The 25162-nt window shown below is 71.7% G+C and carries 21 protein-coding genes; 9 read left to right on the top strand and 12 right to left on the bottom strand.

The features are described from left to right. Positions 1-10: 10 nt before the first annotated feature. Both LX14_RS07595 and LX14_RS07600 read right to left on the bottom strand, forming a co-directional pair. Positions 11-1597 (bottom strand): glycerol-3-phosphate dehydrogenase/oxidase, encoded by a 1587-nt coding sequence (locus LX14_RS07595; RefSeq protein WP_253646626.1) that lies wholly within the window; start codon positions 1595-1597, stop codon positions 11-13. Next, the gene (locus LX14_RS07600; protein WP_253646627.1) at positions 1594-2214 is read right to left on the bottom strand and encodes a TetR/AcrR family transcriptional regulator; all 621 of its coding nucleotides are present in this window, start codon (positions 2212-2214) and stop codon (positions 1594-1596) included. Before LX14_RS07600 ends, LX14_RS07595 begins: the two co-directional genes overlap by 4 nt. Before the next feature lie 20 nt (positions 2215-2234). Here LX14_RS07600 and LX14_RS07605 point away from each other — a divergent pair, with 20 nt between their 5' ends. Both LX14_RS07605 and LX14_RS07610 read left to right on the top strand, forming a co-directional pair. After that, entirely contained in the window at positions 2235-3878 is a 1644-nt protein-coding gene (locus LX14_RS07605) for an FAD-binding oxidoreductase (RefSeq protein ID WP_253646628.1), read from the top strand. Beyond that, on the top strand, positions 3875-4798 hold the full coding sequence (locus tag LX14_RS07610; RefSeq protein WP_253646629.1) for a diacylglycerol kinase: 924 nt from the start codon (positions 3875-3877) through the stop codon (positions 4796-4798). Before LX14_RS07605 ends, LX14_RS07610 begins: the two co-directional genes overlap by 4 nt. A 270-nt stretch (positions 4799-5068) precedes the next feature. Here LX14_RS07610 and LX14_RS07615 read toward each other — a convergent pair whose 3' ends face one another. Then, positions 5069-5605, bottom strand: coding sequence for a Dps family protein (locus LX14_RS07615; protein ID WP_253646630.1), 537 nt, complete (start codon positions 5603-5605; stop codon positions 5069-5071). Between the two features lie 179 nt (positions 5606-5784). On the opposite strand from LX14_RS07615, the gene LX14_RS07620 reads away from it, so the two are divergent. Next, positions 5785-6003 (top strand): hypothetical protein, encoded by a 219-nt coding sequence (locus tag LX14_RS07620; protein ID WP_253646631.1) that lies wholly within the window; start codon positions 5785-5787, stop codon positions 6001-6003. A 1-nt stretch (position 6004) separates the two neighbouring features. Here the strand turns inward: LX14_RS07620 and LX14_RS07625 are convergent, their stop codons facing one another. The 6 genes from LX14_RS07625 to LX14_RS07650 are packed head-to-tail and all read right to left on the bottom strand — an operon-like array spanning position 6005 to position 11406. Further along, positions 6005-6613 carry an SAM-dependent methyltransferase gene (locus LX14_RS07625; RefSeq protein WP_253646632.1) on the bottom strand — a complete coding sequence of 203 codons (609 nt, stop codon included), beginning with the start codon at positions 6611-6613 and terminating at the stop codon, positions 6005-6007. 13 nt (positions 6614-6626) lie between these two features. After that, positions 6627-7403, bottom strand: coding sequence for a PIG-L deacetylase family protein (locus tag LX14_RS07630; protein WP_253646633.1), 777 nt, complete (start codon positions 7401-7403; stop codon positions 6627-6629). After that, complete coding sequence (locus LX14_RS07635; RefSeq protein WP_253646634.1) at positions 7400-8422, bottom strand: acyl-CoA dehydrogenase family protein; 1023 nt, start codon at positions 8420-8422, stop codon at positions 7400-7402. The genes LX14_RS07630 and LX14_RS07635 overlap by 4 nt, the downstream gene beginning before the upstream one ends. A gap of 8 nt (positions 8423-8430) precedes the next feature. Continuing rightward, positions 8431-9189 carry a glycosyltransferase family 2 protein gene (locus LX14_RS07640; RefSeq protein ID WP_253646635.1) on the bottom strand — a complete coding sequence of 253 codons (759 nt, stop codon included), beginning with the start codon at positions 9187-9189 and terminating at the stop codon, positions 8431-8433. Continuing rightward, positions 9182-9850, bottom strand: coding sequence for an HAD family hydrolase (locus LX14_RS07645; protein WP_253646636.1), 669 nt, complete (start codon positions 9848-9850; stop codon positions 9182-9184). The genes LX14_RS07640 and LX14_RS07645 overlap by 8 nt, the downstream gene beginning before the upstream one ends. Beyond that, the gene (locus LX14_RS07650; protein WP_253646637.1) at positions 9847-11406 is read right to left on the bottom strand and encodes a catalase; all 1560 of its coding nucleotides are present in this window, start codon (positions 11404-11406) and stop codon (positions 9847-9849) included. The genes LX14_RS07645 and LX14_RS07650 overlap by 4 nt, the downstream gene beginning before the upstream one ends. 101 nt (positions 11407-11507) lie before the next feature. On the opposite strand from LX14_RS07650, the gene LX14_RS07655 reads away from it, so the two are divergent. Further along, a complete protein-coding gene (locus tag LX14_RS07655) occupies positions 11508-12224 on the top strand; it encodes a GAF and ANTAR domain-containing protein (RefSeq protein WP_253646638.1) in 717 nt (238 codons plus the stop codon). A 19-nt stretch (positions 12225-12243) separates the two neighbouring features. Here the strand turns inward: LX14_RS07655 and LX14_RS07660 are convergent, their stop codons facing one another. The 3 genes from LX14_RS07660 to LX14_RS07670 form a co-directional block, all read right to left on the bottom strand. Further along, on the bottom strand, positions 12244-12681 hold the full coding sequence (locus LX14_RS07660) for a hypothetical protein (protein ID WP_253646639.1): 438 nt from the start codon (positions 12679-12681) through the stop codon (positions 12244-12246). Continuing rightward, entirely contained in the window at positions 12681-13844 is a 1164-nt protein-coding gene (locus tag LX14_RS07665) for an EAL domain-containing protein (protein ID WP_253647928.1), read from the bottom strand. Before LX14_RS07665 ends, LX14_RS07660 begins: the two co-directional genes overlap by 1 nt. A 425-nt stretch (positions 13845-14269) precedes the next feature. Beyond that, the gene (locus LX14_RS07670; RefSeq protein ID WP_253646640.1) at positions 14270-15754 is read right to left on the bottom strand and encodes a CCA tRNA nucleotidyltransferase; all 1485 of its coding nucleotides are present in this window, start codon (positions 15752-15754) and stop codon (positions 14270-14272) included. A 119-nt stretch (positions 15755-15873) separates the two neighbouring features. Between LX14_RS07670 and LX14_RS07675 the strand changes: the two genes are divergently transcribed. The 5 genes from LX14_RS07675 to LX14_RS07695 all read left to right on the top strand — a co-directional run bounded on the left by LX14_RS07675 (position 15874) and on the right by LX14_RS07695 (position 25150). Further along, positions 15874-17013, top strand: coding sequence for an NUDIX hydrolase (locus tag LX14_RS07675; protein WP_253646641.1), 1140 nt, complete (start codon positions 15874-15876; stop codon positions 17011-17013). Continuing rightward, a complete protein-coding gene (locus LX14_RS07680) occupies positions 17010-19541 on the top strand; it encodes a DUF6049 family protein (RefSeq protein ID WP_253646642.1) in 2532 nt (843 codons plus the stop codon). Before LX14_RS07675 ends, LX14_RS07680 begins: the two co-directional genes overlap by 4 nt. A 155-nt stretch (positions 19542-19696) precedes the next feature. Next, positions 19697-23464, top strand: coding sequence for a murein biosynthesis integral membrane protein MurJ (gene murJ / locus LX14_RS07685; protein ID WP_253647929.1), 3768 nt, complete (start codon positions 19697-19699; stop codon positions 23462-23464). Positions 23465-23471: 7 nt separating this feature from the next. Next, complete coding sequence (locus tag LX14_RS07690) at positions 23472-24122, top strand: DNA-3-methyladenine glycosylase I (protein ID WP_308214083.1); 651 nt, start codon at positions 23472-23474, stop codon at positions 24120-24122. Further along, entirely contained in the window at positions 24119-25150 is a 1032-nt protein-coding gene (locus LX14_RS07695; RefSeq protein ID WP_253646643.1) for an NAD(P)H-dependent flavin oxidoreductase, read from the top strand. Before LX14_RS07690 ends, LX14_RS07695 begins: the two co-directional genes overlap by 4 nt. The last annotated feature ends 12 nt before the right edge of the window (positions 25151-25162 follow it).

Genomic DNA, 25162 nt, shown 5'->3' on the forward strand with positions numbered 1-25162 from the left:
GGGGGATCGGTCAGGCCGAGTGCGCCGCACCGATCTGATCGAGGATGTGGACGACGGCCGGACGCGCCCGTGCCGTGTCGGCGTCGACGAGACCGATCCGCGTGCGTCGGTGCAGGATGTCGTCGGCATCGACTGCGCCCTCGGCGATCACGGCGAACTCGATCTCGGCGCGGGTGACGTCGACGCCCGGCGCGATGGGCGCCAGGGGAGCTCCGACGGTGGACATCGCGACGACTCGGTCCGCCTCACCACCGTGACGCGCCAGCAGTGACGCGGGCAGGCGCCGGTTGCGCGTGCCCTGCGCGCCGATGAGGGGGATGGACGCGGTGACGCAGGGGTGGGCGTCGAGACCGCTGTGGGCGATCGCGGCGTCGAGGGCGTCGCTCGCCATCCGCCGGTAGGTGGTCAGCTTCCCGCCGACGACGGTGATGACACCGTCGTCGTTGCGGCTCACCGAGTGCTCACGCGACACGTCCGCGGTCTCGCCGTCGGACTCCAGGAGTGGGCGCAGTCCGGCGAACGTGCCGATGACGTCGTTGCGGGAGAGAGGTTGCGCCAGAGCGACGTTGAGCGTGTCGAGGATGAAGTCGACGTCGTCGTCGGTGGCCTGGGGTACGTCGGGGACCGGGCCGGGGGCATCGGTGTCGGTGAGGCCGATGTGGACCCGACCGAGCTGCGCGGGGATGGCGAAGACGAACCGACTGCGCGACCCCGCGACCGGCACCGTGAGAGCCGCGGTGGGGTTGCCCAGACGTGCGGCGTCGACGACGAGATGTGCACCCCGACTGGGCCGTACGGCGATCGAGGCGTCGACGGTGTCCGCCCACACCCCGGTGGCGTTGACGACCGCGCGGGCCGCGACGTCGACGGTGTCGCCGGTGGTCGTGTCGACCAGGCGGGCGCCACGGCCGGTCACCTGCTCTGCGCGCATCCGCGTGACGATGGTGGCCCCGTGTGCTGCGGCGGTGCGCGCGATCGCCACCACCAGCCGGGCGTCGTCGACGAGTTGCCCGTCCTGCGAGGTCCACGCACCGACCAGTCCGTCGGCGGACACCGCGGGACACAGGCGGCGGAGGTCGTCGGCATGGATCCTCCGCGGGGGTGCGAGCACCTCGCGCGGGGTCCGCGCACCCCGCCGGAGCAGGTCGCCGAGGACGAGTCCGGAGTGCACCATCGCCGACGACGTCGCCGCGTCGAGACGGCCACGCACACCCGACGGCCCACCCGGCACCGACCGGCGGATCGGGATGGCCTGGGTCAGCGGCGACACCAGATGGGGCGCGATGGTCGTCATCAGGTGATTGCGCTCGACCGCGCTCTCCCAGGCGATCCCCACCCGCCCGGACGCCAGGTAGCGCAGCCCGCCGTGGACGAGTTTGCTGCTCCAGCGGGAGGTGCCGAAGGCGAGGTCGTGGGCCTCCACCAGGAGCACGGAGAGTCCGCGGGACGCCGCGTCGAGGGCGACGCCGACACCGGTCACCCCGCCGCCGACGACGAGGACGTCCCAGGGTGCGCGCTGCGCGGCCACGCGGGCGCGGTCGGCCTCACGCCGTCGGGGACTCAGGTCCCCGACGAAATCGGTCCGTCGGGTCGTCATCGCTCCGCCACCGTCCTGCCATCGGGTACGTCGTCGGCCGGGTCGGGGGCGAGGTACCCACGCACCATACGGGCCAGTTCCGGGGTCCAGTCGTCGCCGAGGAGGGCAGCGACCGCCGCGCGTCCCGTGATCGCCGACTGCGCCACCAGGACGAGCATCGCGGCGACCCGCTCCGGCTCGCCGGCGCGCACCGCGCCGAGGGCCTGGGCGCGGGCGATCCGGGTGCCGAGGCTGTCGAGCGCCATCTGTTGGGTGGCACCGAACCGCTCGAACACGTAGGGCGTGAGCAGGTCCGGCTGCCGCCGGGCGAGGAGTCCGAAGAGCCGGTCGGCGGTCACCGCGTCGGCGACGTCGACCACGGCGGAGACGATCGAGGAGAGGACGCCCTCGCCGCGCTCGAGTGCCTCGTCGATGTCGGCGAGGTGTCCGGCGCTGAGCGCCGTCAGTTCGCGGGTGAGGAGGTCGCGGATGACGGCGGAGATCTCCGGCCAGTGCCGGTAGACGGTGGGGCGACTGACGCCCGCCTCCCGCGCCACCTCGGCGAGCGTGATCTTGCGGCCCTCGCTGCGCATCAGGCAACGCCGGGCCGCGTCGAGCACATCATTACTGGTTGACATGTTGTGTAAAACTGTAACGCATGACGTCACCGGTGTCCCCCGCATCGCTGCCCGCACCCCCCATGCGCTGGGACGGCTGGGGGGACCCCGACCGCGAGACGGTGCTGTCGGAGTCGGTGCTGGCCCTGATCCGTGGTGCCCTCGGTGTGAGCGGGACACCGACGCCGCGGCGGTCGCTGACCGACGTGGAGGTGGCGCCCACCCGACTGACCGACGACGACATCGCCGGACTCGTCGAGAGGGTGGGGGACGGACACGTGTCGGTCGGGGGCACGGACCGACTCCTGCGAGCGGCCGGCCGCAGCACCCCCGACCTGCTGCGCCGGCGGGCGCACATCCAGGCGGCGCCCGACGCCGTGGTCCTGCCCGGGTCGACCGAGGAGGTCGCCGCGGTGCTCGCATGGTGCGCGGACGCCGACATCGCGGTGGTCACCTACGGCGGCGGCACCGCCGTCACCGGTGGTCTCACCCCGATCGCCGGTGACCACCGTGCCGTGATCAGCCTCGACCTGCGTCGGCTCGACGGCCTGGCGGAGGTGGACGACCTGTCGCGGATCGCCGTGCTCGGTGCCGGGGTGACCGGCCCGCGGGCCGAGGAACTCCTCGGGCAGCACGGGCTGTCGCTGGGACACTTCCCGCAGAGCTTCCGGTTCGCGACCATCGGCGGGTTCGCCGCGACGCGCTCGTCGGGTCAGGCGTCGGCCGGGTACGGACGCTTCGACGAGATGGTCGTGGGTCTGACGCTGGCGACCCCGCGCGGTGTGCTGCGGCTGCGTCCCGTCGAGCACTCCGCCGCCGGCCCCGACCTCCGCCAGGTGGTCCTCGGCTCCGAGGGGACGTTCGGTGTGATCACCGAGGTGGCGGTGCGGGTCCATCCGGTGCCGCCGACGGCGGCGTCGCAGGCGTGGCGCTTCCCCGACTTCGCCACCGGTGCCGCAGCGGTGCGGGCCGCCGCGCGGTCCGACGCCCGTCCCACGGTGCTGCGGATGTCCGACGAGGCCGAGACCGCGGTCAACCTCGCCGCACCCGGGGCGATCGGGGCCGACGCCGCCGACGCGCCGGGCGGCTGTCTCGTCATCACGCGCTTCGAGGGTGAGGAGGACGACTGCCTCGACCGCCGTCGGCGGATCGCGGCGATCCTCTCCGACGCGGGAGGAGTCGACCTCGGGTCCGACCCGGCGGACACCTGGGCCCACGGCCGGTTCGACGCCCCGTACCTGCGCGATGCCCTGCTGGCGATCGGGGTCGGATGCGAGACGCTCGAGACGGCGACGACCTGGTCGGGGATCGAGGCCCTCCGCACCGCCGTCGCCGACGCACTGAGCAACACCCTCGGGACCGACACCCCCGATCGTCCGGGCAGTCCCGCCCTCGTGCTCTGCCACATCTCGCACACCTATCCGACCGCGGCGTCGCTCTACTTCACGGTCGTCTACCGCCTCGCCGACCGCGACCCCGTCGCACAGTGGATGCAGGCGAAGGAGGCCGCGTCGCGGGCGATCGTCGCCCACGGCGCCACGATCACCCATCACCACGCGGTCGGCACCGACCACCGTGACCACCTCGACGCCGAGATCGGCGACCTGGGCGTGGAGATCCTGCGGGCGGTCAAGAACGCGCTGGACCCCTCCGGCGTGATGAATCCCGGCAAGCTCATCCCGTGAGCCCCGCCGCCCGCGCCCCGCGCACCATCCGCGAGGTCGTCGCCCTGGTCAACCCGCACTCCCGCCACGGCTCGGCCACGGGTGCCGCCGACGCCGCGATCACCGCGCTGCGCGCCCGGGGGATCGGGGTCGACGTCCGGTCGGGGACGGACGCACTCGACGCACGACGGGTCGCCGCGGAGGCGGTCGCCGGCGACGCCGACGCCCTTGTGGTCATCGGGGGCGACGGGACCATCGCGGGGGCGCTGGCGTCGGCATGCGGCACCTCCATGCCGGTCGGTGTCATCCCGGCCGGGACCGGCAACGACCACGCTCGTGCACTCGCCGTCCCCGTCGGCGATCCCGACGCCGCGGCCGACATCATCGCCGCTGGTCACACCCGTGCGGTCGACCTCGCCGCCCTGCAGGCCGGATCGGAATCGATGGTGTTCGGCACCGTCGCCGCCATCGGGCTCGACGCCGCCGTCACCGAACGCGCCGTCGCGATGCGATGGCCACGGGGGCAGGCGCGGTACCCGCTGGCGGCCGTCGCGGAGATCGCCCGGCTGCGACCGCATCCGGTCGAGGTCACCGTCGACGACGAGGTGCTCCGCCTCGACGCCGTCATGGTCGCCGTGGGGAACACCCCCACCTACGGCGGAGGGATGCGCGTCTGCCCGGACGCGCAGATCGACGACGGTCTGCTCGACGTGACCGTCGTCGCCCACACGTCACGGTCACGCCTGCTCCGCCTGTTCCCGACCATCTATCGCGGCACCCACGTCCGCCACCGGGGAGTGCACACGCGCAGGAGCCGCTCGGTCTCGGTCCGGTCCGCCGACCCGTTGCCGGTCTCGGCCGACGGCGAGATCCTGGGGGTGACCCCGGTCACAATCGACATCCGCTCCCGCGCCGTGGAATTCCTCGTCCCCGCCCTCTGACCGCCGTACGCAGGCGTTTATCCACACATTCCACAGGCGACTGTGGACAACCGGGCGACACCTGCTGTCCGCCAACGGGTTCACCGAACCGTCATCGAACCCGCCACGGCGACAACCGTTCTCGTCGATGTCACAAAAAGCGTGGGCGGTCCGGAGTGATCCGAACCGCCCACGCGGGCGACGCCTCCCGGGCAGGAGAGAGCGTACGACTATGGGGTTGTCGCCTCGGACTGTCCGCAACAGCGGAGCCGATGGCGTGGAGCGAGCTGGTCAGCGTGCCTTGTCGGCCGCGTCCTTCTCGCTCGTCGCGCCTGCGTTGGAGAGTTCTCCGGTGTAGCTCTCGAGGTGCGCACGCACGAACCAGTGGAACTTCTCGAGCTCGGCGGTCTGGCCGATGAGGATGTCCTCGGTGACCGGGTCGAGCTTGCCGGTGGTCTCGATCGCGTCGCGGTGCGAGCTGATGACACCGACATAGACAAGGTCGAGCGCGCCGAGGTGCGCCTGCACGGTGTCGCGGCCGAGGCTGTAGTCGTCCCAGCTGCGGTCTTCCTCGATCGCCTTGGCGGTGCCCTTCGGCGACGCCCCGAGGGTGGCGATGCGCTCCGCGAGGGTGTCGGCGTACCCGCGAACCAGCTCCACCTGGGGATCGATCATCTCGTGAACGCCGATGAAGTTCGTCCCGACGACGTTCCAGTGGATGTGCTTGAGCGTCAGATGGAGGTCGTTGAAGGCGCTGAGGCGCTCCTGCAGGGTGGCGACGACGCCGGCCGCGCTCTCCTCGGTCAGTCCTGGTGCTGTGAAAGCCATGTCCCCTACGCTAGGGACGCAGCGGCGTGACGCCCACACCCGGCGACTGATCGCAACCATAACGACGTGGAGATCACGCGGGGGTAACGTGCGCCGTGACCGCGCCGAGACGACTCCGTGTCCCTGTCGTTACCTCACGGGTGACCGGTCCGCGATGCCCGGCTGACACGGTGGACCTCATGGACAACTACGGCAGCGGATTGCAGCACCGTCCGCTCATGGGCCGGCCGACCACCGGATACCGCGGCGTCGTCGCGACCGTACTCCTGCTCGCGCTCGTGACATGCCTGTTCATCGTCGCCCTGCCGATGCTGGGATCCCTGGTCATCGCCGGGGCCGTCGTCGCGATGTTCGCCGGGGCCGGGGCGGCGGCGCTCTACGTCCTGTCCCGCGACTGACTCACCGGTCGGGGGCGAGTCCGTCCGACACCGCCACCGACCGCTCGCCGGGCGCCGGGAAGACGTCGAGGACGACGTCGTCGTCGCGATAGCGGGCCATGGGTGCACCGAGGTGGCGCCGCAGATGCTCGTGGACGTCGTCGCCGCTGCGGACGTGCTCGGGGACCGGGTGTCGGAAGTGCACGGCGACCAGGGTCGCGCCCGCCCGGCTGCAGTCGGCCAACCACGTCATGACGCTGTCGAGGTCCTCGTCCGCGAGGTAGTACAGCACCTCGCTGACGACGACGAGGTCGTGGTGTCGGCTCGGTCTCCAGGTCACGATGTCGCCCACCTCGAGCCGGACGCGATCGGCCGCGGCGGCGAGACGACGGCGGGCGGTCTCCACACCGCGGGGATGCAGTTCCACGCACGTCAGCCGCTCGCACCGGTCGAGAAGGACTTCGCTGAGGACCCCGGTCGACGACCCGAGTTCGAGGGCGTCGGCGTACCGGGCCCGAGGGAGTGCGGCGACCGTGAGGTCGCGTTTGCGCTTCTCGTACCAGTGCTGCTCGAAGCCCCACGGGTCCGGGCCCGCGCCGTACATCGCGTCGAAGTAGCCCGGGTCGGTCACGTCACCACCCGGGTCACGTGAAGAACAGTTCGGTGTCGGTGACCAACCGGTCGAGCACCGCCGGCGGGAGGACCGCGCGATCGGCCGGGTGATCGGACAGGTCGGCGATCTGACTCGTGAACTGCTCGACCGCACGACGTTTCGCCGCGACGACGTCCGGCGGCAACGACAGCACCCGGCTGCGTTCCCACGGGACGGACACGTCGCCGGGCCTCGCCCAGTGCCACATCCACACCGGGTACTCGAGATAGACGCTGCCCGACGCCGCCGATGCCGTCGCCGCAGCCCAGCCGACCGCCGCGTGGTCCGGGTGACGGTCTCCCCGCCACACGCCGACGACGACGTCGTGCCCGCCGAACGTGCTGATGGCGGCCTCGATCTCGACCACGAGGTCCTCCGCGTGGCCGGCCAGACCACCGTCGGGGAACGTGCGGTGCTGCACGTGCTCGACACCGAGCTCGTCGAGGGCGAGGACGAGTTCCCGCCGACGACGCTCCGCGAGTTCATCCGGTGTGTGGGTCGGGGAGCCGGGGTGGGAGGCACCGCCGTCCGACAGACACAGGACGGTGACGCGGCCGCCGTCGCGCACGGTCTGGGCCATCAGCCCACCGGCACCGAGCACCTCGTCGTCCGGATGTGCGGCCACCACCAGCATCTTCACCGCCGGCGTGCGGGCCGGATGGTCGGCGTCGAGCTCGGTGAACGGGTGCTCTGCGATCCATTCGCGCCACCGGGCGGCCGGGGCGACGCCCGGATCAGACCCGTTGAACGCAGGCGTCGGGTCCGTCACGGTGCGACGACCTCGTCCTTGAGGCCGTCGGACGTCGCGACGAGGTCGCCGAGGGCGGCGGTGGCAACGAGATCGCCGAGGGCGGCGAGATCGTGGTCGGCGTGCGACTGCCGGATGTAGACGGTCAGGTCGGCGACGGCCGCGGCGTGGGCAGCGTCGCCGACCATCGGTCCGGGCCCGAGTGCCCGTCCGGCACGGTCGAGGACGGTGTCGGCGACAGCCTCGACGGCCGCACGGGTCCGGAGGGCGGTAACGCGCGCGACGGCCAGATCGTGCGGGTGACGGTCGACGACGGCCGCGGCCTCCCGCAGGACCGCACGTCCCGTCCAGATCGCGGTGTCCACGGCGCCGAGGTGCGACCGGGAGAGGGCGTCGTCGCGGTGTCCTCGGTGTACACGGTCGGCGACTCGCTGCGCGCCCCCGAACCAGCACGCCGCGACACCGATCGCACCGTGCCAGAAGCCGGGACGGTCGAGGTAGTCCGATCCACTGGCGACCCGTCGAGCGACGACGTCATCGAAGCGGACCGCATGGGTCCGGGTGGCCGCCATCCCGGCGGCGTGCCAGTCCCGGTCGTCGACGACCGCGACACCGCTGCGACGCAGGTCGACGGCGAACATCGCGCGGGTCGGTCCGGCCTCGCCGTCGCCCTCCCACGCGGTGACGAGGGCATGGGTGCACCCCACCGCACCCGAACACCACGGCTTCACGCCCGACAGATGCCAACGCCCGCCGCTGCGGCGGGCCCGGAGACGGACCCCGCTCGCCTCGGCCGCCCAGACACCCCACAGCTCGTCGGGTCCCGGGGCGGCTCCGTCCAGGTCCTGCAGGATCTGCGTCGCGTCCACGTGGGCCTCGACGAGCCGGCCGACCGGGATGTCGTCGCGGGCCAGGGCGGCGAGCGCGTCGAGACGCTCCTGGGTGCGCCCGGACCCCGGCGCGGGCAGGCTCACCCCCGCGACCGCCTGTCGCGCGCGGGTCACCGCGTCCCGCTTCTGCACTGCCGAGACGTCGGCCACCCACGCGATCACGAGGACCCGGCGATCTGCGGTGTCACACCGGGCGCTGCAGGCCGGGCGTCTTCCGGGGGGTCCATGAGGTCGACGAGGGCATCGGCGAAACCGGCCGGAGCGCGACCGTGTCGACGCGTGGACGTGGCGACGGGTGTCTCGGTCCCCCAGCAGACGGTGTGGCCGGCGGCGAGCAGGGCGTCGACGACGTGGACGTCCTCGTCGTGCGCGACCTGCGGGAAACCACCGATCGCGGCATAGGCCGACGCTCTCACCCCGAGATTGGCGCCGTGGACGTGCCCGTGTCCGCCCGGGTGCCGCTGTACGCGGTACTCGGCGTCGAAGACCTGCCCGGCGTCGCTGCGCCACCCCTCCCAGTCGCGGGCGACGACGGTGCCCGCGACGACGTCGGCGCCGGCGTTCGCGAGGTCGACCTGACGACGGAGCCAGTCGAGGGGTACGCGGGAGTCCGCATCCGTCGTGGCGAACCACACGTCACCGTCGGTCGGTTGCCCGGCGAAGCCCGCCCGACGCGCACCACCGACGGTGCGGAGATCCACGGTCACCACGCGCACGCCGGGACCCGGCACGGCGTGCGACCCGTCGGAACAGGCATCGAGGACCACGGTCACGTCGACCGGGACGCCGGCCTCGGCGGACGCCGCCGCGAGCGCGTCCAGCGCCCCCGGCAGTTCCCGTTCCTCGTCGTGCACGGGGACGACGACGACCACGCGCCGGATCGGCGCCCGGACCCGTGTCATCGCGGTCTCACGCATACAGCGGGCAGTTCGCGAGGACGTCGGCCGGATCGCGGTAGGTCTCGCTCGCACCCGCCGCGATCAGCTCCGCGGAACCGATCCCGCCCGAACACACCCCGATCCCCCCGACACCGAGGGGTGTGGCCGCGAGGAAGTCCCAGGTGGCGTCGCCCATCATGACCGCCGCGGACGCGGAGACCCGCGCCCGGCCGAGCGCGATGTCCACGACGGTCCCGTCGGGCTTCGCCGTCTCGACGTCCTCCGAGGAGGTCACCGCGTCGACGAGATCGTCGACGTCGAGGAGCTTGCGCAGCGCCTGCAGTTCGTGATCGGGCGCGGACGTCGCCAGCACCACCGTCATGCCGTGGTCCTTCGTGGCGCGCACGAGCTCCCGCGCACCCGGCAGGACGGTCAGCTGATCGACGCGGTCGCCGTAGCGGTCGTCGTGTCCGGACGACAGCGCCGACGACAGGGAGTCGTCCGCGCGATCCGCCCCGGCGATCTCCATCAGCTCACCGACGAGCAGGCCACCGTCCTTGCCGATCCGACGGTGGATCTCGGTGTGCGGCACCGACAGTCCCTGCGCGGCGAACGACTCCCACCATGCGACGACGTGGTCGTACACGGAGTCCACCAGCGTCCCGTCGATGTCGAACAGGACCGCCTGGATGCGGCTCACACGCGGGCGCGCATCTCGGCGCGTGCGGGGTTGTCCTGCTGGTCGGCCTTCGGGTCGTCCATGTCGGACTTCTCCGCGACACCCTCGGCGATGGCGTCGCCGACGCTCGGGTCGATCCGTCGCCAGTACTCGAGCGCACGCTCGAGCACCGGCGCGGAGACCCCGTTGAGCAGGTGGCCGACGACGTTGTCGACCAGCCGCTCCCGGGCCGAGGAGTCCATCACGTCCCGGATCAACGCCCCGGCCTGGCCGAAGTCGTCGTCCTCGGGGTGATCGACGTACGCGCTGCGGACGATGGCACCGTCGGCGGCCCAGCCGGGGTCGAGTGTCGCCGGCGGGTCGGAGTGTGCACCGCCCTTCGAGTTCGGGGCGTAGACGGGATCGCTCACGGGCGTCACCCGCATCGCGCCGTCCTTTGAGTAGCTGTGCGCCGGGACGGTGGGCGCGTTGACCGGGACCTGTTTGTAATTGGCGCCGATCCGGTAGCGGTGTGCGTCGGAGTAGGCGAACGACCGCGCCAGCAACATCCGGTCGGGGCTGAGACCGATCCCGGGCACGAGGCTGTTCGGCTCGAACGCGGCCTGCTCGATCTCGGTGTGGTGGTCGGAGGGGTTGCGGTTCAGGGTGAGTCGCCCGACCTCCCGCAGCGGGTAGTCGGCGTGCGGCCACACCTTGGTCAGGTCGAACGGGTTGTACCGGTAGGCGGCAGCGTCGTCGTAGGGCATCAGCTGCACCTTGAGCGTCCACGACGGGTGGTCCCCGGCAGCGATCGACTCGAATAGGTCACGGGTGTGGTAGTCGGTGTCCGCCGACGCCATCTGATCGGCCTCGTCCTGAGTGAAGCACTCGACGCCCTGGTCGGTGATGAAGTGGTACTTCACCCAGTGCTTCACGCCCTCGGCGTTGACCCACAGATAGGTGTGCGAGGAGTAGCCGTTCATGTGGCGCCAGGTGCGGGGGATACCGCGGTCACCCATGAGCCAGGTGACCTGGTGCGCGGACTCCGGCGACAGTGTCCAGAAGTCCCACTGCATGTCGTGATCGCGAAGGTTGTTGTCCGCCCGGCGTTTCTGCGACCGGATGAAGTGCTGGAACTTCATCGGGTCCTTGATGAAGAAGATCGGCGTGTTGTTGCCGACCATGTCGTAGTTGCCCTCGCGGGTGTAGAACTTCAGCGCGAAACCGCGGGGGTCCCGCCAGGTGTCGGGGCTTCCCCGCTCGCCGGCCACCGTGGAGAACCGGGACAGGACCTCCGTCTTCTCGCCGGGCGAGAAGACTGCGGCGGCGGTGAACTCCGTGACGTCCGCGGTGGTCTCGAACACACCGAAAGCGCCACTGCCCTTGGCGTGCGGCTGGCGCTCGGGGATGCGTTCCCGGTTGAACTGCGCCATCTGCTCGATGAGGTAGTGGTCGTGCAGGACGATCGGGCCGCCTGCCCCGACGGTCAGCGAGTGTTGGTCGCTCGGCGCCGGCGCACCGGAATCGGTGGTCGTGCGCGGCTGCGTCCCATATGAATCGGCGCCAGAAAGGTTGGCGGACTTTGAATTCGGCGACATGAGGCCTCCGGCCGTCGGTCGTACGACGAGCACCCGAGGGCTTCAGGCCGTGTGACCGATACTATCCAGACACCCTGCACTGTCAACCGAGAGAACCGACGATGAACGCTGGCGGCAAGATCACCGGCGCCGAACTGACCGCGCTGGCGCGCGCACTGCACGACCGTGGCGAGGACCTCGGCGAGGACGCGTTGCTGCCCTCGGTGACGCAGAGCGCCCTGGAGTACGTCGACGGCGCCGACTTCGTCGGCATCACGCTGGTCGACGGCAGCACGCTGACGTCGGTGGCGCCCACGGACCCCGTCGCGGCACGCCTCGACGAGCTCCAGCACGAACTCCGCGAGGGACCGTGCCTCGAGGCGGCCTGGGCGGATCAGAAGGTGCTCGTGGAGGACCTGGACACCGAGACGCGGTGGCCACGGTTCGTCCGCCGGGTGCGTGACGAGACAGCCGTCCGGTCGATCCTCGCCTACCAACTGTTCCGCGGCGAGTCCGCCATGGGTGCACTGAACATCTACGCGACCGGGGCGCATGCCTTCTCGGCGGAGGCGCAGGAGGTGGCGCTGGCCGTCGCGACCCACGCGTCGTTGGCGCTGCACACCGCTCGTCGCGGCGACCAGTTCAGCAGTGCCCTCGCCAGCCGCGACGTCATCGGCCAGGCCAAGGGCATCGTGATGGAACGGTTCGACGTCGACGCCGTGCGCGCGTGGGACCTCATCCGGAAGCTGTCGCAGGACACCAACATCCGCGTGGCCGACGTGGCCCGGCAGCTCGTCGAGGCAGACCACCCCATCCGGCACCGCGACCTGCTCAACTGAGCGTCGGTGATCCGTCGGATCAGTCGGGGCGGGACTCGTGGCCGGGGCGGCCGTGCGTGCGCCGGCTCTCCTTCATCTCCGACTCGAAGACGTGACGCCTCCCGTCGAGCAGCTCGTCACGGACCTGCTTCTCGGCGGCACGCACGGTGTCGTAGTAGTTGTCGTCGTACTCCTCGACCAACTGGAACGACCACCGGCCGGGAAACGTGTTGAGCCCCACCACGTCCCGACGGACGCTGTCCGCCAGGGCCTGGTGACCCGCCTTCTCCAGCAGGTCCGCGGCCTCACCGAACGCGAGGTCCGCGTGTCCGGACAGCTGGTGCAGCTCGAACAGGTGCCCGCGGACGCGCTCCACGCACTCCAGCGCCTCGGTCATCTTCCCGACGGCCTCCACGGTGGCGTCGTCGACACCGGCAGGCCGGCGATGCGGGTCGTCGGCGGGCTGTTCGTCCCGCATCACTCGACCGTGAACCGGGTCAGGATCGAGTGCACCGCCTGCGTGACCGTGACGCGGTCGTAGGACTGGACGAAGTCGAACGTGCGCTCGAGATCGTCGGCCTCGACATGGAGATCGCGGGCGGACAGCAGCGCACAGAAATGGGGACCCAGCACGGCCACGTTCCACTCGTCCACCAGCGGGTCGTCGGGCTCGAGCGGAGCGTGCTGCACGTTGCCGTCGATCATGTTCGCCAGGCCCACGCCGTACACGCCCGCGAGACCGGCCCGCCCGGAGAGTTCCCGCCAGCGGTCGGCGGTGAGGGCGGTGAAGTGACGCGCGTGCTGGAAGGTGCCCAGCACGACCACCGCGGTGCCCGCGGCAGAGGCTTGCGCCTCCAGCGACTTGCTCATCTCGATGAGGAGACGCTTGGACCCGCGGCGCGGCTGATGGGCCGCAGTACCGATGAGGTACGGCGTCGAGAGTCCCGGATCGGGTGTGGCCCACACGGGGACGTCGGGGAGGGGCTCGAGGTCGTCGAGAACGACTTTCGCCGGGTCGTCGACGGGCGCGAAGAGGGCCCCCATCCCGTACGTCGCACCGATGGTCTGCGCAGCCATCAGACGCTCGTCGTTGTCGACACCCTCGGCGATGACGACGGCGTGGCTGCGCTCGACGTGCGCGGCGAGTGCGTGCGCCAGGCGGGCCTTGTCCGGTTCGGTGGTGCTCGACAGCAATTCCGGACCGGTGATGATGATGTCGGGCTCGATCAGCGCGAGCAGCGTGATGGCGTACTCGCTGACGCCGAGTCCGTCGACGCAGATCGTGTGACCCGCACGCCGGGCCGCGGTCACCTTCGTCATCGTGCGGTGCGGGCTGTGCAGCACCTCGTCGGGTCGGATCGAGATCGCGAGCCGCTCGGACCCGACCTCGACGGCGTCCAGATCGACCGAGTCGAGGTCGACCGAGACCAGGAGAGGGAGGCGCGCGGCCGCGGTCTGAGCGCGGTCGCTGCGGGCGAAGGCGAACTTGTGCCGGTCGAGCGCCATCTCCTGCTGCATGAGGCGCGCGGCGTGACGGAGGGCTTCGGCGGTACCCAGGGCGGAACCGCGCGGGCCGCGGACCTGGAGTTCGATGCCGGCCAGGACACGGTCACGCAGACGGCGGATCGGGGCGAACTGCATCCCGACCTCGAGAGCGCCGACGAATGAGTCCTCGTCGACCCCGAGCACCGGGCGTTCCTGGTGGACGGGTTGTGAGTCAGTGGACATGGACGTCACCTGCTAACGGGGCGACCGAAGGCTCAAGGACAACAGTCTCGTTGTGGGACATCGGGCGTGTCGCGAGAGCCCTGAGCTCCCGACGGACGTCACGACGATGGGTCAGTGTCATGTGCTCTCCCGTCGCACCACCACCGTTGCGGTGCGATGTACGCACCACGGTGGTCCTGATCGGGGGATCCCGGATGGCGGGACCGTGGACGGGGGCCGCTGCTCGACCTGGTACCCAGAGTAACGGGATGTCACGACGCGGTCCAGAGAACGTCACGCAACGGACCCGGCCGTAGGTGTCGGTCACGAATCGATAACGGGAGCCTCCAGCGGAGAGGTCAGACGCCTCCGGGGCCCGCATGGGGATTCTCGGGCTGACGCTCCCACCAGGACCGCAGCGCGGACTCGGCGGCGTCGCGATCCAGAGGGCCCGAGTCCAGGCGCAGCTCCTTGAGGTGCTTCCACGCCCGCCCGACGAGCGGACCGGGTGGCAGACCGAGGAGCTCCATGATCGCGTTGCCGTCGAGGTCGGGGCGCACACGTGCGAGGTCCTCGGCGGCTGACAGCTCGGCGATGCGCCGCTCGAGGTCGTCGTAGGTGCGTTGCAGCCGGGCCGCACGCCGCTTGTTCCGGGTGGTGCAGTCCGCGCGGACCAGCTTGTGCAGCCGGGGGAGGAGCGGGCCCGCGTCGGTGACGTATCGCCGCACCGCCGAATCCGTCCACCGACCCTCGCCGTAGCCGTGGAACCGCAGGTGCAGGAAGACCAGCGTCGCCACGTCCTCGACCACGGCCTTGGGGTATTTCAGCGCGCGCATGCGCTTGCGCACCATCTTCGCGCCGACGACCTCGTGGTGGTGGAAGGAGACGCCACCGTCGGGCTCGTGCCGCCGGGTCGCCGGTTTGCCGATGTCGTGCAGCAGTGCGGCCCACCGCAGCACCAGGTCGGGGTCGCCGTCCTCGAGGTCGATGGCCTGCTGCAGGACCGTCAGGGAGTGCCAGTAGACGTCCTTGTGCTGGTGGTGCTCGTCGATCGCGAGCTTCATCCCGGGGATCTCGGGGAGCACACGGTCGGCGAGACCGGAGTCCGTCAGCGCGACGATCCCCTCGACGGCGTGCTCGCCGAGGATCGTCTTGTCCAGTTCCGCGGCGATGCGCTCGACGGTGATCCGCTCGATCGAGTCCGCCATCTCCACGATCGCCGTCCGCACCCGGTCGGACGGGGTGAAGCCGAGCTGGGCGACGAACCGCACGGCGCGCAGCATCCGCAGCGGGTCGTCGGTGAAGGACACGGCCGGTTCCGACGGGGTGTCGATGACGCCGGCGAGGACGTCGTCGAGGCCGCCGAGCGGGTCGAGGAACTCCTGGTGACCCCCGGGGCCGAGACGGACGGCCATGGCGTTGATGCGGAAGTCCCGGCGGACGAGGTCGCCGTCGAGCGTGTCGCCGAACTCGACGGTGGGGTTCCGGGTCACCTGGTCGTAGGTGTCCGCGCGGAACGTGGTGATCTCGATGTGTTGCCCGGCACGGGAGGCGCTGACCGTGCCGAACGCGATCCCGGTGTCCCAGACGGCGTCCGCCCATCCCCGCAGCAACGACTGCACCTGCGCGGGGCGCGCGTCGGTGGTGAGGTCGAGGTCGGTGCCGAGTCGGCCGAGGACGGCGTCGCGGACGGACCCGCCGACGAGATACAGCTGGTGGCCCGCCTCGGCGAACCGGTCGGCGAGGGGATCGAGGACGTCGGACAGGGTCCGCAACGACACGGCCGCACCGGCCAACAGGCGGGTGCGGCGGTCCTCGGATGCCCCTGTGGTCGATCCCGTCACGAGCGAGCAGCCTACCCATCACCGCGCACGGCGAGGTCGTCGCCGACGCCCCCGACCGGCGCCGCGAGGGCTCTTGACGGTTGCCCGGCGCTGGGTTAGGGGACCTATAGCATCAGGGGATGTCCGCCGAACCCCACGACACCGATCCCGCCTCGGCGGGCGCGGGCGATCGTGGCGCGCCGGGGCGTCCACGGCGACGTCGAGGACGTCGGCGGGGAGGCCGCGGGCGTGGCGGGGCGGCCACGGCCACGGCCACCGAGGGCACCACCCGGGCCGCGGACGCCGCCGCGCCGGCGACCCCGTCCTCCGACGGCCAGGCCACGCAGGGCGGTGGCCCGGAGCCGGGCCGCTCGTCGCGTCGGGGTCGTCGGGGTCGTCGTCGCGGGGGACACCGTCCCGATGCGGCCCAGGGCCGCGCCGAGGGTGCGCCCGACACCGCGGCCGTGATCGTCACCCCGGCGGTCACCTCCGACGGCGCCGTGACCACCCCGGGCGACACCCCGTCGGTGAAGCCCTCCGACGTGTCGGCCCGGACGCGACCCGCCGGCCGGTCGAACGGGTCCCGCAAGGGCCGGCCCCGCTCCGACGGCGGCACGGCGCGTGACGGTCGTCGCCGCGACGACGGTGATGCCGACGCGCCGAAGCTCCGCACGGTGCGCGAGACGTCGGCCGGTGGTCTCATCGTCTCCGGCATCGACGGGCCCGACGACGCCCGGTGCGCCGCACTCATCGGCCGCGTCGACCGTCGAGGCCGGATGATGTGGTCACTGCCCAAGGGACACATCGAGACCGGTGAGACCGCCGAACAGACCGCCGTGCGGGAGGTGGCGGAGGAGACGGGCATCGAGGGCAACGTCGTCGCCCCGCTGGGCAAGATCGACTACTGGTTCGTCAGCGAGGGCAAACGGATCCACAAGACGGTCCACCACTACCTGATGCGCTCGACCGGGGGCGAACTCTCCGACGCCGACTACGAGGTCGCCGAGGTCGCCTGGGTCCCGCTGACCGAGCTGCCCCACCGCCTGACCTACTCCGACGAACGTCGCCTGGCCCGCGCCGCCACCCAGGTCATCGCCGACCTCGCCGACGACCCCGAACTCCTCGCGCGATCCGAGGCCGATTCGCAGCGGACCGAGCCGAACGACTACGAGAAGGCGGCGGCGGCGCGCAACCAGCGACGGAACGAACCCGCCCGTCCTGTGCGACCGCGGCGGCGGCGCCGTCGCGAGGCACCCGGGACGGACACCGCCGGCGGATGAGGTCCCACGCCCCGGCGCAGGATCGCCGTCGCCCCGCTCTCGTCGTGGCGGTCGTCGCCCTGCTGGCCGCGATCGCCGTCCCGATGACCGCGACCCCTGCTCCCGCGCGTGCGGCCCCGGCCCACTCGTCTCCGGCGCTCGCCGCGCCGGCCCAGAGCGCACCCGGACAGTCGACCCGGTTCCCCGAGGCGGCGCGGTTCGTGAGCCTCGCGCTCGGATCGGTCACACCGGCACCGGTCACCACGTCGAGCCCGTCGACCGTCACGGTCACCGGCACGCTCACAAACATCGGCGACCGCGATGTGCGCGACCTGGTCGTGCGGCTGCAACGCGGTCAACCGGTGGCGTCGGGATCGCAGACACGGACGTCGCTCACCGTCGACCCGTCCCAGTACGAGGTCGTCACACCGTTCGTCGCGGTGCCCGGCACGCTGGCGCCGGGGGCCAGTACGTCGTTCCGCATCTCGGTGCCGCTCGCCGGTGACCCGCGCACCCCCGGCCTGGAGGTCGATCGCCCCGGCGTCTACCCGTTGCTGGTCAACGTCAACGGCACGCCCGACTACGGTTCGGCGGCTCGGCTCGACGACACCCGCACGCTGCTGTCGGTGCTGGGCGTCCCCGCCGATCGCACCCGCACGCCGGCGACGCCCGTCGCCCCGGTCACCACGAACCCCGCCCGGACCACCGTGCTGTGGCCGCTCGCGGCACCCGGCCAACTCGCACCCGGGGTACCCGGTGTCGGTGGTGACCCCGTCCGTCTCATCAACGAGGACCTCGCGACGTCGGTGCGATCGGGTGGGCGGCTGCGCGGTCTCCTCGACACCGTCGGTGAGGCCACGCGGGACCCGTCGTCTGCCCTGGCGCGCAGCATCTGTCTCGAGATCGACCCCGACCTGCTGGTGACACTGCAGGCGATGTCGCGCGGATACGTCGTGTCGACGAACCCCGCGGACCCCCGCGCGCCGACCCGCGACGGCACGGGTGCGAGCGACGCCGCCGACTATCTGTCCGACCTGCACGACGTCGCCGGCCGGTCGTGTTCCGTCGCGATGCCGTTCGGTCAGGTCGACCTCGACTCGCTCTCCCGCGCGGCCGACCCGGCGCTGACCCGCACCGGTCTGCGCTCACCCGCCGACCTCGTCGACTCCATCCTCGGCGTCCGCAGCGTCCGGGGGATGGTGCTCCCGACGAGCGGGGCCGTCTCCGACGCCGCGGCGCAGCTCATCACCGACAGCGGGTCGACGAGCGCACTGCTCGGAGCGTCGTCGGTCGACCGCTCGCTGCCCACCGCGGACGGGCGATACCGCGTCGGCTCCCTGTCGGTGGCGACCTACGACCCGGCGGTCACCACCGCGCTGGCCGCGATGGGCGCTGCTCCCGACACCCCGGCGATCACACCCGCGGACGAACGGTTCGACCTCGACACCGAGTCCCCCCAGGCACGCCGTGGCTCGGCGACCGGGGCCATCACGTACGCGGCACTGTCGCCCACCACCGACGCCGAGACCGTCCGGATCGGCGGCACCCCCGACGACCCCACCACCGGCCGCAGCGAGGTGATCGCCCCGCCGGCGGTGTGGTCGGCGTCCGCCGACGACGCGGCGGCGGTGCTCGGGACGGTCGACACCCTGCTCCGCAGCGATCTCGCCGCACCGCTGCCGTTCGGGGACCTGGTGGGTGCCGCCGCATCGGCGACGACACCCGCCTCGATCCGACTCCCACCGGACACCACCGTGGCGATGACCTCTCTCGACACCGACACCGTCACCGCGATCTCGCGGACGGCGTCCACCCTCTTCGCCCTCGAGGCGTCGATGGTCGCCGGCAACGACGTGGCCATGTCGCCGCGGACCTATGTGGCCCCGCTCGCCGAGGACCTGCTGCGCGCGATGCGCTCGGCACCGGTGGACTCGACGTCCGATCGGCGAGCGGTCACGCAGGTCGCGCGCACGCGCGTCTCGGCGGTCGGCGTCGCGGTGAACCGGATGCGTGACGCGGTCGCGATCCTCGATCCGGGTGGCCGCTACACCCTGGCCTCCGAACGGTCGCCGCTACTGCTGGTGGTCCGCAACGACCTGCCCCTCTCGATCCGCGTCCGGCTCGACACCAGCGCGCCGAAGGACCTCGACATCGGCGACATCGGGGTGGTCGAGATCCCCCCGCGGGGCACCCGACAGATCCAACTGCCGACCCAGGCGCGGTCCTCGTCGTCGATGACCGTGAACATCGCCCTGGTGACGTCCAGCAACGTCGCCGTCGGGTCCGCCATCGACCTGTCGGTACATTCCAACGCCTATGGCAAACCGCTGTTCATCATCACGATCTGTGCGGGCGTCCTGCTGGTGTTGCTGGCCGGCCGTCGGCTCTGGCATCGGTTCCGTGGCCAACCCGATCCGGCCGACCTCGACCGGCCCGAACCCGACGACCGTGACCGCCTGATGGCCGACAGCCGCTACCTGCACAGCGCGGACGTCTCCGGGGTCGACGTCCCGGTGTCGGACGACCGGCAGGACGGCAGGACACCGTGACCACACCCGAGGACCCGCGCGGTCCCCGTCCGCCGAGCGGCCGTCGCGCGACGCCGCAACGCATCGGACCGGCCGGGCAGGCACCGACCATCCGGGCACGTCGTGGGCCCGCTCCCGCACCCGCCGCCGGTCCGCCGCCACCCCGGTCGGGACCGATGTCGCGCCGACCCGATTCCGCGATCGCCGTCACCACCCAGACCGAGGCGCTCGACGACGTCGTCGACCCGTTGCCGGCGTCCGCGGCGCAGCCGTCGGACGAGAGCGTCCTGCGGACGAGCGGTTCCATCGCGTTCGCCACGTTGACGAGCCGCATCACCGGCTTCATCCGCACGGTGCTCGTCCTGGCCATGCTGGGCGGCGCTGTCGCGTCCGCGTTCCAGGCCGCCTACGTGCTCCCGAGCATCGTCGCCGAGGTCGTCCTCGGCGCGGTGCTCACCGCGATCGTCATCCCGGTGCTGGTCCGCGCCGAGGCGGAGGACGAGGACGGCGGCGAAGGCTTCATCAACCGCATCTTCACGCTGGCGCTGACGATGCTCGGCACCGCGACGGTGATCGCACTCGTCTGCGCGCCGGTCCTGACCTATCTGAACCTCGGCAACGGCGAGGTGAACCGGCCGCTCGCAACCGCTCTGGCGTACATGTTGCTGCCGGAGGTGCTGTTCTACGGGCTGTCGGCGCTGTTCATCGCGATCCTCAACATGAAGGGCGCGTTCCGTCCGGGCGCGTGGGCGCCGGTGTGGAACAACGTCGTCCAGATCGCCACCCTCGTCGCGTTCTACCTGGTCCCCGGGGACCACACCCTGAACCCCGTCCGCATGAGCGACCCGAAGCTGCTCGTCCTCGGCCTCGGCACCACGCTGGGCGTGGTGGTGCAGGCGTTCATCCTGCTGCCCGCGCTGCGTCGGGCCGGGGTCCGCCTGCGGCTGCGATGGGGCCTCGACGACCGGCTGCGGACCTTCGGCAAGATGGCCGGCGCGATCGTGCTCTACGTCGCGGTGCTGCAGATCGGGTTCTTCATCACCTACCGCATCGCGTCCGGCGCGGACTCCTCCGGCGTCAGCGTCTACGCGACGCACTGGCAGCTGCTGCAGCTGCCCTACGGCGTCCTCGGCGTCACGATCCTGACCGCGATCATGCCGCGGCTGTCCCGCAACGCCGCTGCGGACGACACGGCCTCCGTCGTCGACGACCTCTCGCTGTCGACGCGGTTGACGATGGTCGCGCTCGTCCCGGTCATCACGTTCATGACGTTCTTCGGCCCGGCGATCGCCATCGCGATCTTCGACGTCGGCAAGTTCGACCTCGACGCCGCCGACCAACTGGGCATGGTCCTGTCCTGGGGCGCGTTCACGATCATCCCGTACTCGATGACGCTGGTGCAGCTACGCGTCTTCTACGCCCGCCAGGACGCGTGGACGCCCACCGCCATCGCCGTCGGCATCACGGTGGTGAAGGTCGCGTCGTCCTACCTCGGCCCGGTCCTGTTCGACGACGGACACACGATCGTGCGGTGGCTGGCGTTCTCCAACGGCCTCGGGTACCTCGCCGGCGCGATCGTCGGCCACTTCCTGTTGCGCCACCGTCTCGGATCCATGCGGATGACCAACGTCGCCCGGACCACCGTCCTGACGATCGGCGCGTCCGTCGTGGGCTGCGCGGTGGTGTGGGGCATCGCGCAGGCCTCGGGGCTCCACCGTCTCACCGACGACCACGGCAAGGTCGCCTCCATCGGCTACCTGGCGTTGGTCGCGCTCGTGACGCTCGGCCTGATCTACACCGCGCTGGTCCTGCTGCGGATCCCCGACGTGATCGCGGTGAGCGTCGCCGTGCGCCGCATGCTCGGTCGGGTGATCCCGGCCGTCGCACCGCGCGCCGAGCCGCCGGGCGAGTCCGTCGCGGAGATGACGGTGCAGTTCCCGCGCATCACCGGGGAGGAGTCGACCCCGTATTCTGGCCAGGTCCAGGTCATGCGCAGATTCGACAGCGGGACATCGAGCTGGCAGGCATATTCGGAACACACCGGCGGTGCCGTCGGCCAGCGACGCGGGGGCCCGCCCCGCCCGGGCGAGACGCCCGCGGACATGCGCTACCGACGGAGAGGAATGGGATTCGTGGGTGTCAGCAGCGGCGACCCGACAGACGGGTCGCGGCCGGACGGCGCGACCCCTGCCGAGACGCCCACCGGTGGTGGGCTGCAGGACCTCCCGGGTTCGGTGCACACCGACCCCCGCCTGTCGGCGCTCCGCCCGGACGGCACACCGCGATCCGCGCCGGATGCCGCTGCGGCGGGCCCGGCAGCGCAGGACGGTCCGCCCCCGGTGCCTCCGGGTGCTCCGCCGGTGTCGACGCCGGAGCCGGCCGGACGCCGCGGCCCACGACTGGTCCCCGGGGCAGCTGTCGCCGGTGGTCGCTATCGCCTCCTCACCGCACACGGTGGCACGCGCGGGCTGCAGTTCTGGCGTGCGCGCGACATCAACCTCGACCGCGACGTGGCACTGACCTTCGTCGACGCCGACCAGACCGCACCCACACCCGCCCCCGGTGACACCGTCGGCGCGCGCGGCGAGGGACCCCAGGCGGTGCTCTCCCGCACGCTGCGCCTGGGTCGGGTCAACGCACCCGGGATCGCCCGTGTGCTCGACGTCGTCCGCGGGTCGTCCGGCGGGATCGTCGTGTCGGAGTGGGTCACCGGGTCGTCGCTGGCCGAGGTGGCCAAGACCAATCCCTCTCCGGTGGGCGCCGCGCGGGCTGTACGAGCGCTGGCCGCCGCGGCGGAGTCGGCCCATCGCACGGGCAGTGCGCTGTCGATCGACCATCCCGACCGGATCCGGATCTCCCGCGACGGCAACGCCGTCCTGGCGTTCCCGGGCACGCTCGCCGGCGACGACAAGTCCACGGACGTCCGGGGTCTCGGCGCGGTGCTCTACGCCCTCCTCCTCGCCCACTGGCCCCTGCACCCCACCGAGGTCGGTGCCCTGGCGACCACCGCGACCGTGGACGACCCGATCGGTGGACTCGAGCCGGCCGTCCCGTCGGCGGCGGGCGGCCCGGCCGAGCCGCGCGCGCAGCGTCCGGACGTCCCCTTCGAGATCTCGGCTGTCGCCGCACGCGCGCTCGAGGGCAACAGTGGGATCCGGACGGCCGCGACGATCCAGCATGTCCTGGACCAGGCGACCGTCGTCGACCAGAAGACGGACCTCATGCCGGTCGTCGGCACCGACGGTGACCGTCCGGCACCCACCAGCAATGTCGCACCGGGCTCGGGCGGCAAGCGGTTCTCGTTGCGCGACATGTCACCTCGCTCGATCCGGGTGCTCGCGATCGCCGCCGGGGCGGGGCTGTTGATCCTGCTGCTCGTCATCGCGCTGATCGTGTGGCTGTCCGACGCCGTCGGTCCCGACGAGTCACCGACCGACATCAACTCGATCCTCTCGACGTCGCAGTCCGCCGGCGCGGGTGCGACCGCCGGCGCGCCCGTCCAGAGTGCTCCGGTCGCACTGCGATCGGCGACGGTCGTCGACTACTCCCGGCAGGCACCCGACTCGTCGGCGAACATCGGCAACGTGATCACCGGGCAGTCGCCTCCCTGGCGCACCGATCTGTACCGCGGTGGTCCACGCTTCGGCAACCTCAAGCCGGGCCTCGGCGTCATGCTGGCGCTGCAGAACCCGGCCGCTGTTCGCACGGTGACGGTGCGGACAACGAATCCCGGTGTGTCGCTGCAGATCCGCACGTCGCCGTCTGCCGACGCCGCATTCGACGACACCGTACCGGTGGCGGCCATGACCGTCGGTCAGCCGACGACGACAGTGACGGTGGACCAGCCCAGGCAGAGCCCGTACATCCTGGTGTGGCTCACCGAGCTCCCTCAGGTGGGGCGCGGCTACCAGGGTGTGATCAGCCAGATCTCGATGACGGCCTGAGATCGTCGTGTCCGATGACACCCACGCTGCCACAGGGGATCTCGTCCGCGGCGACGACGGTCTGCTCCGTCCCGTGTGGGCCGCGAGCCCCGGGTTGATGCAGGACTACTACGACACCGAGTGGGGCGTCCCCGCCCACGGCGAGAACGCCTGGTTCGAGCGGTTGAGTCTCGAGGGGTTCCAGTCGGGCCTGTCGTGGGCGACGATCCTGCGCAAGCGCCCCGCGTTCCGAGAGGTGTTCGCGGACTTCGACGTCGACACCGTCGCAGACTTCGACGACAGCGACGTCGAGCGGTTGATGGGTGACACCCGCATCGTCCGCAACCGGGCCAAGATCCTCGCGACGGTCGGCAACGCCCGGGCGACACAGGCACTCCGGTCCGACGGCGGTCTGGAGGACCTGATCTGGTCCCACCGTCCCGACCGCACGCCGATGCCGCGATCGATGGCGGAGGTCCCGACGGTGTCGCCCGAGTCGACGGCGCTCGCGAAAGACCTGCGACGTCGAGGTTTCCGCTTCGTCGGACCGACGACCGCGTTCGCGCTCATGGAGGCGCTCGGGGTCGTCGACACCCACCTCGTGGGCTCGCATCGGCGCGGCTCGTCGGGCGTGTGGGCGCCGGACGGGACGTTCGTCGGTCGTGGGGTCACCGGATGACGCGGCTCGACGAGCTCGACATCCCCCTGATCGGCGCGCCGATGGCGGGCGGTCCCACCACCGACGCCCTCGTGATCGCCGTCTCGCGGGCGGGTGCGCTCGGGATGCTCGCCACGGCATACCGTCCGCCCGAGGCGACAACCGCCTCGATCGCCGCCGTCCGCGACGCAGGTGTGTCGGCGTTCGGCGTGAACCTGTTCGTCCCCGACGAGCCCGACCTGACCGCGGGTGCGCATGATGCGCTCGTCGCGTACCGGGAGCTGTTGCAGCAGAACCATCCTGGCGGGGAACCCGGCCCGGTCGAGGTGGAGCCGCACGACGACTACCCTGCGATCCTCGCGGCGGTGACCGAGGCCGCCCCGCCGTGGGTGTCGTTCACCTTCGGGCTCCCGGATGCACGTGACGTCGAGGCGCTGCATCGTCGGGGGTCGTCGGTGATGATCACCGTCACCACGGCCGCCGACGCCCGGGCCGCCGAGGAGCGCGGGGCCGACGCCGTCTGGGTCCAGGGGCCCGAGGCGGGTGGTCACCGGTCCACGTTCTCGGTCGCCGAGACCCCCTCGGACACACCGCTCGACACGGTGCTCGCCGAGGTCCGCGACAGCACGCCGCTCCCACTGGTCGCCTCCGGGGGAGTGGCGCAGGGATCCGATGTCCGCCGACTCCTCGACGGTGGCGCCACAGCCGTCGGGGTGGGCACGCTCCTGCTGCTCGCCGACGAGGCCGGTACGAGCGATGCATACCGCGCCGCGCTGACCGATCCCGCGTTCGACGAGACCGTCCTCACCCGCGCGTTCTCCGGCCGTGTCGCCCGCGGGCTGCGCAACCGGTTCCACGACACCTACGCGTCGGACGCGCCCGCGATGTTCCCCGCCGTCAACACGCTGACCGGACCGCTCCGTCGTGCGGCCACCGCGGCCGGTGACCCCCACGGGGTGTCGCTGTGGGCCGGGACCGGTCACCGTGCGGTCCGACCCGGTCCGGCGGCGGACATCATCACCGAGCTGTGGTCGCAGGCGACGTCCTGACGGCGCCGACAG

The sequence above is a fragment of the Williamsia deligens genome, from assembly GCF_024171765.1.
Lineage (GTDB): Bacteria > Actinomycetota > Actinomycetes > Mycobacteriales > Mycobacteriaceae > Williamsia_A > Williamsia_A deligens.

Coding starts and splice junctions, on each gene's coding strand:
- LX14_RS07595 (WP_253646626.1), bottom strand. CDS start 1,597: ATGACGACCCGACGGACCGATTTCGTCGGGGACCTGAGTCCCCGACGG.
- LX14_RS07600 (WP_253646627.1), bottom strand. CDS start 2,214: ATGTCAACCAGTAATGATGTGCTCGACGCGGCCCGGCGTTGCCTGATG.
- LX14_RS07605 (WP_253646628.1), top strand. CDS start 2,235: ATGACGTCACCGGTGTCCCCCGCATCGCTGCCCGCACCCCCCATGCGC.
- LX14_RS07615 (WP_253646630.1), bottom strand. CDS start 5,605: ATGGCTTTCACAGCACCAGGACTGACCGAGGAGAGCGCGGCCGGCGTC.
- LX14_RS07620 (WP_253646631.1), top strand. CDS start 5,785: ATGGACAACTACGGCAGCGGATTGCAGCACCGTCCGCTCATGGGCCGG.
- LX14_RS07640 (WP_253646635.1), bottom strand. CDS start 9,189: ATGCGTGAGACCGCGATGACACGGGTCCGGGCGCCGATCCGGCGCGTG.
- LX14_RS07650 (WP_253646637.1), bottom strand. CDS start 11,406: ATGTCGCCGAATTCAAAGTCCGCCAACCTTTCTGGCGCCGATTCATAT.
- LX14_RS07655 (WP_253646638.1), top strand. CDS start 11,508: ATGAACGCTGGCGGCAAGATCACCGGCGCCGAACTGACCGCGCTGGCG.
- LX14_RS07660 (WP_253646639.1), bottom strand. CDS start 12,681: ATGCGGGACGAACAGCCCGCCGACGACCCGCATCGCCGGCCTGCCGGT.
- LX14_RS07665 (WP_253647928.1), bottom strand. CDS start 13,844: ATGCAGTTCGCCCCGATCCGCCGTCTGCGTGACCGTGTCCTGGCCGGC.
- LX14_RS07675 (WP_253646641.1), top strand. CDS start 15,874: ATGTCCGCCGAACCCCACGACACCGATCCCGCCTCGGCGGGCGCGGGC.
- LX14_RS07680 (WP_253646642.1), top strand. CDS start 17,010: ATGAGGTCCCACGCCCCGGCGCAGGATCGCCGTCGCCCCGCTCTCGTC.
- murJ (WP_253647929.1), top strand. CDS start 19,697: ATGTCGCGCCGACCCGATTCCGCGATCGCCGTCACCACCCAGACCGAG.
- LX14_RS07695 (WP_253646643.1), top strand. CDS start 24,119: ATGACGCGGCTCGACGAGCTCGACATCCCCCTGATCGGCGCGCCGATG.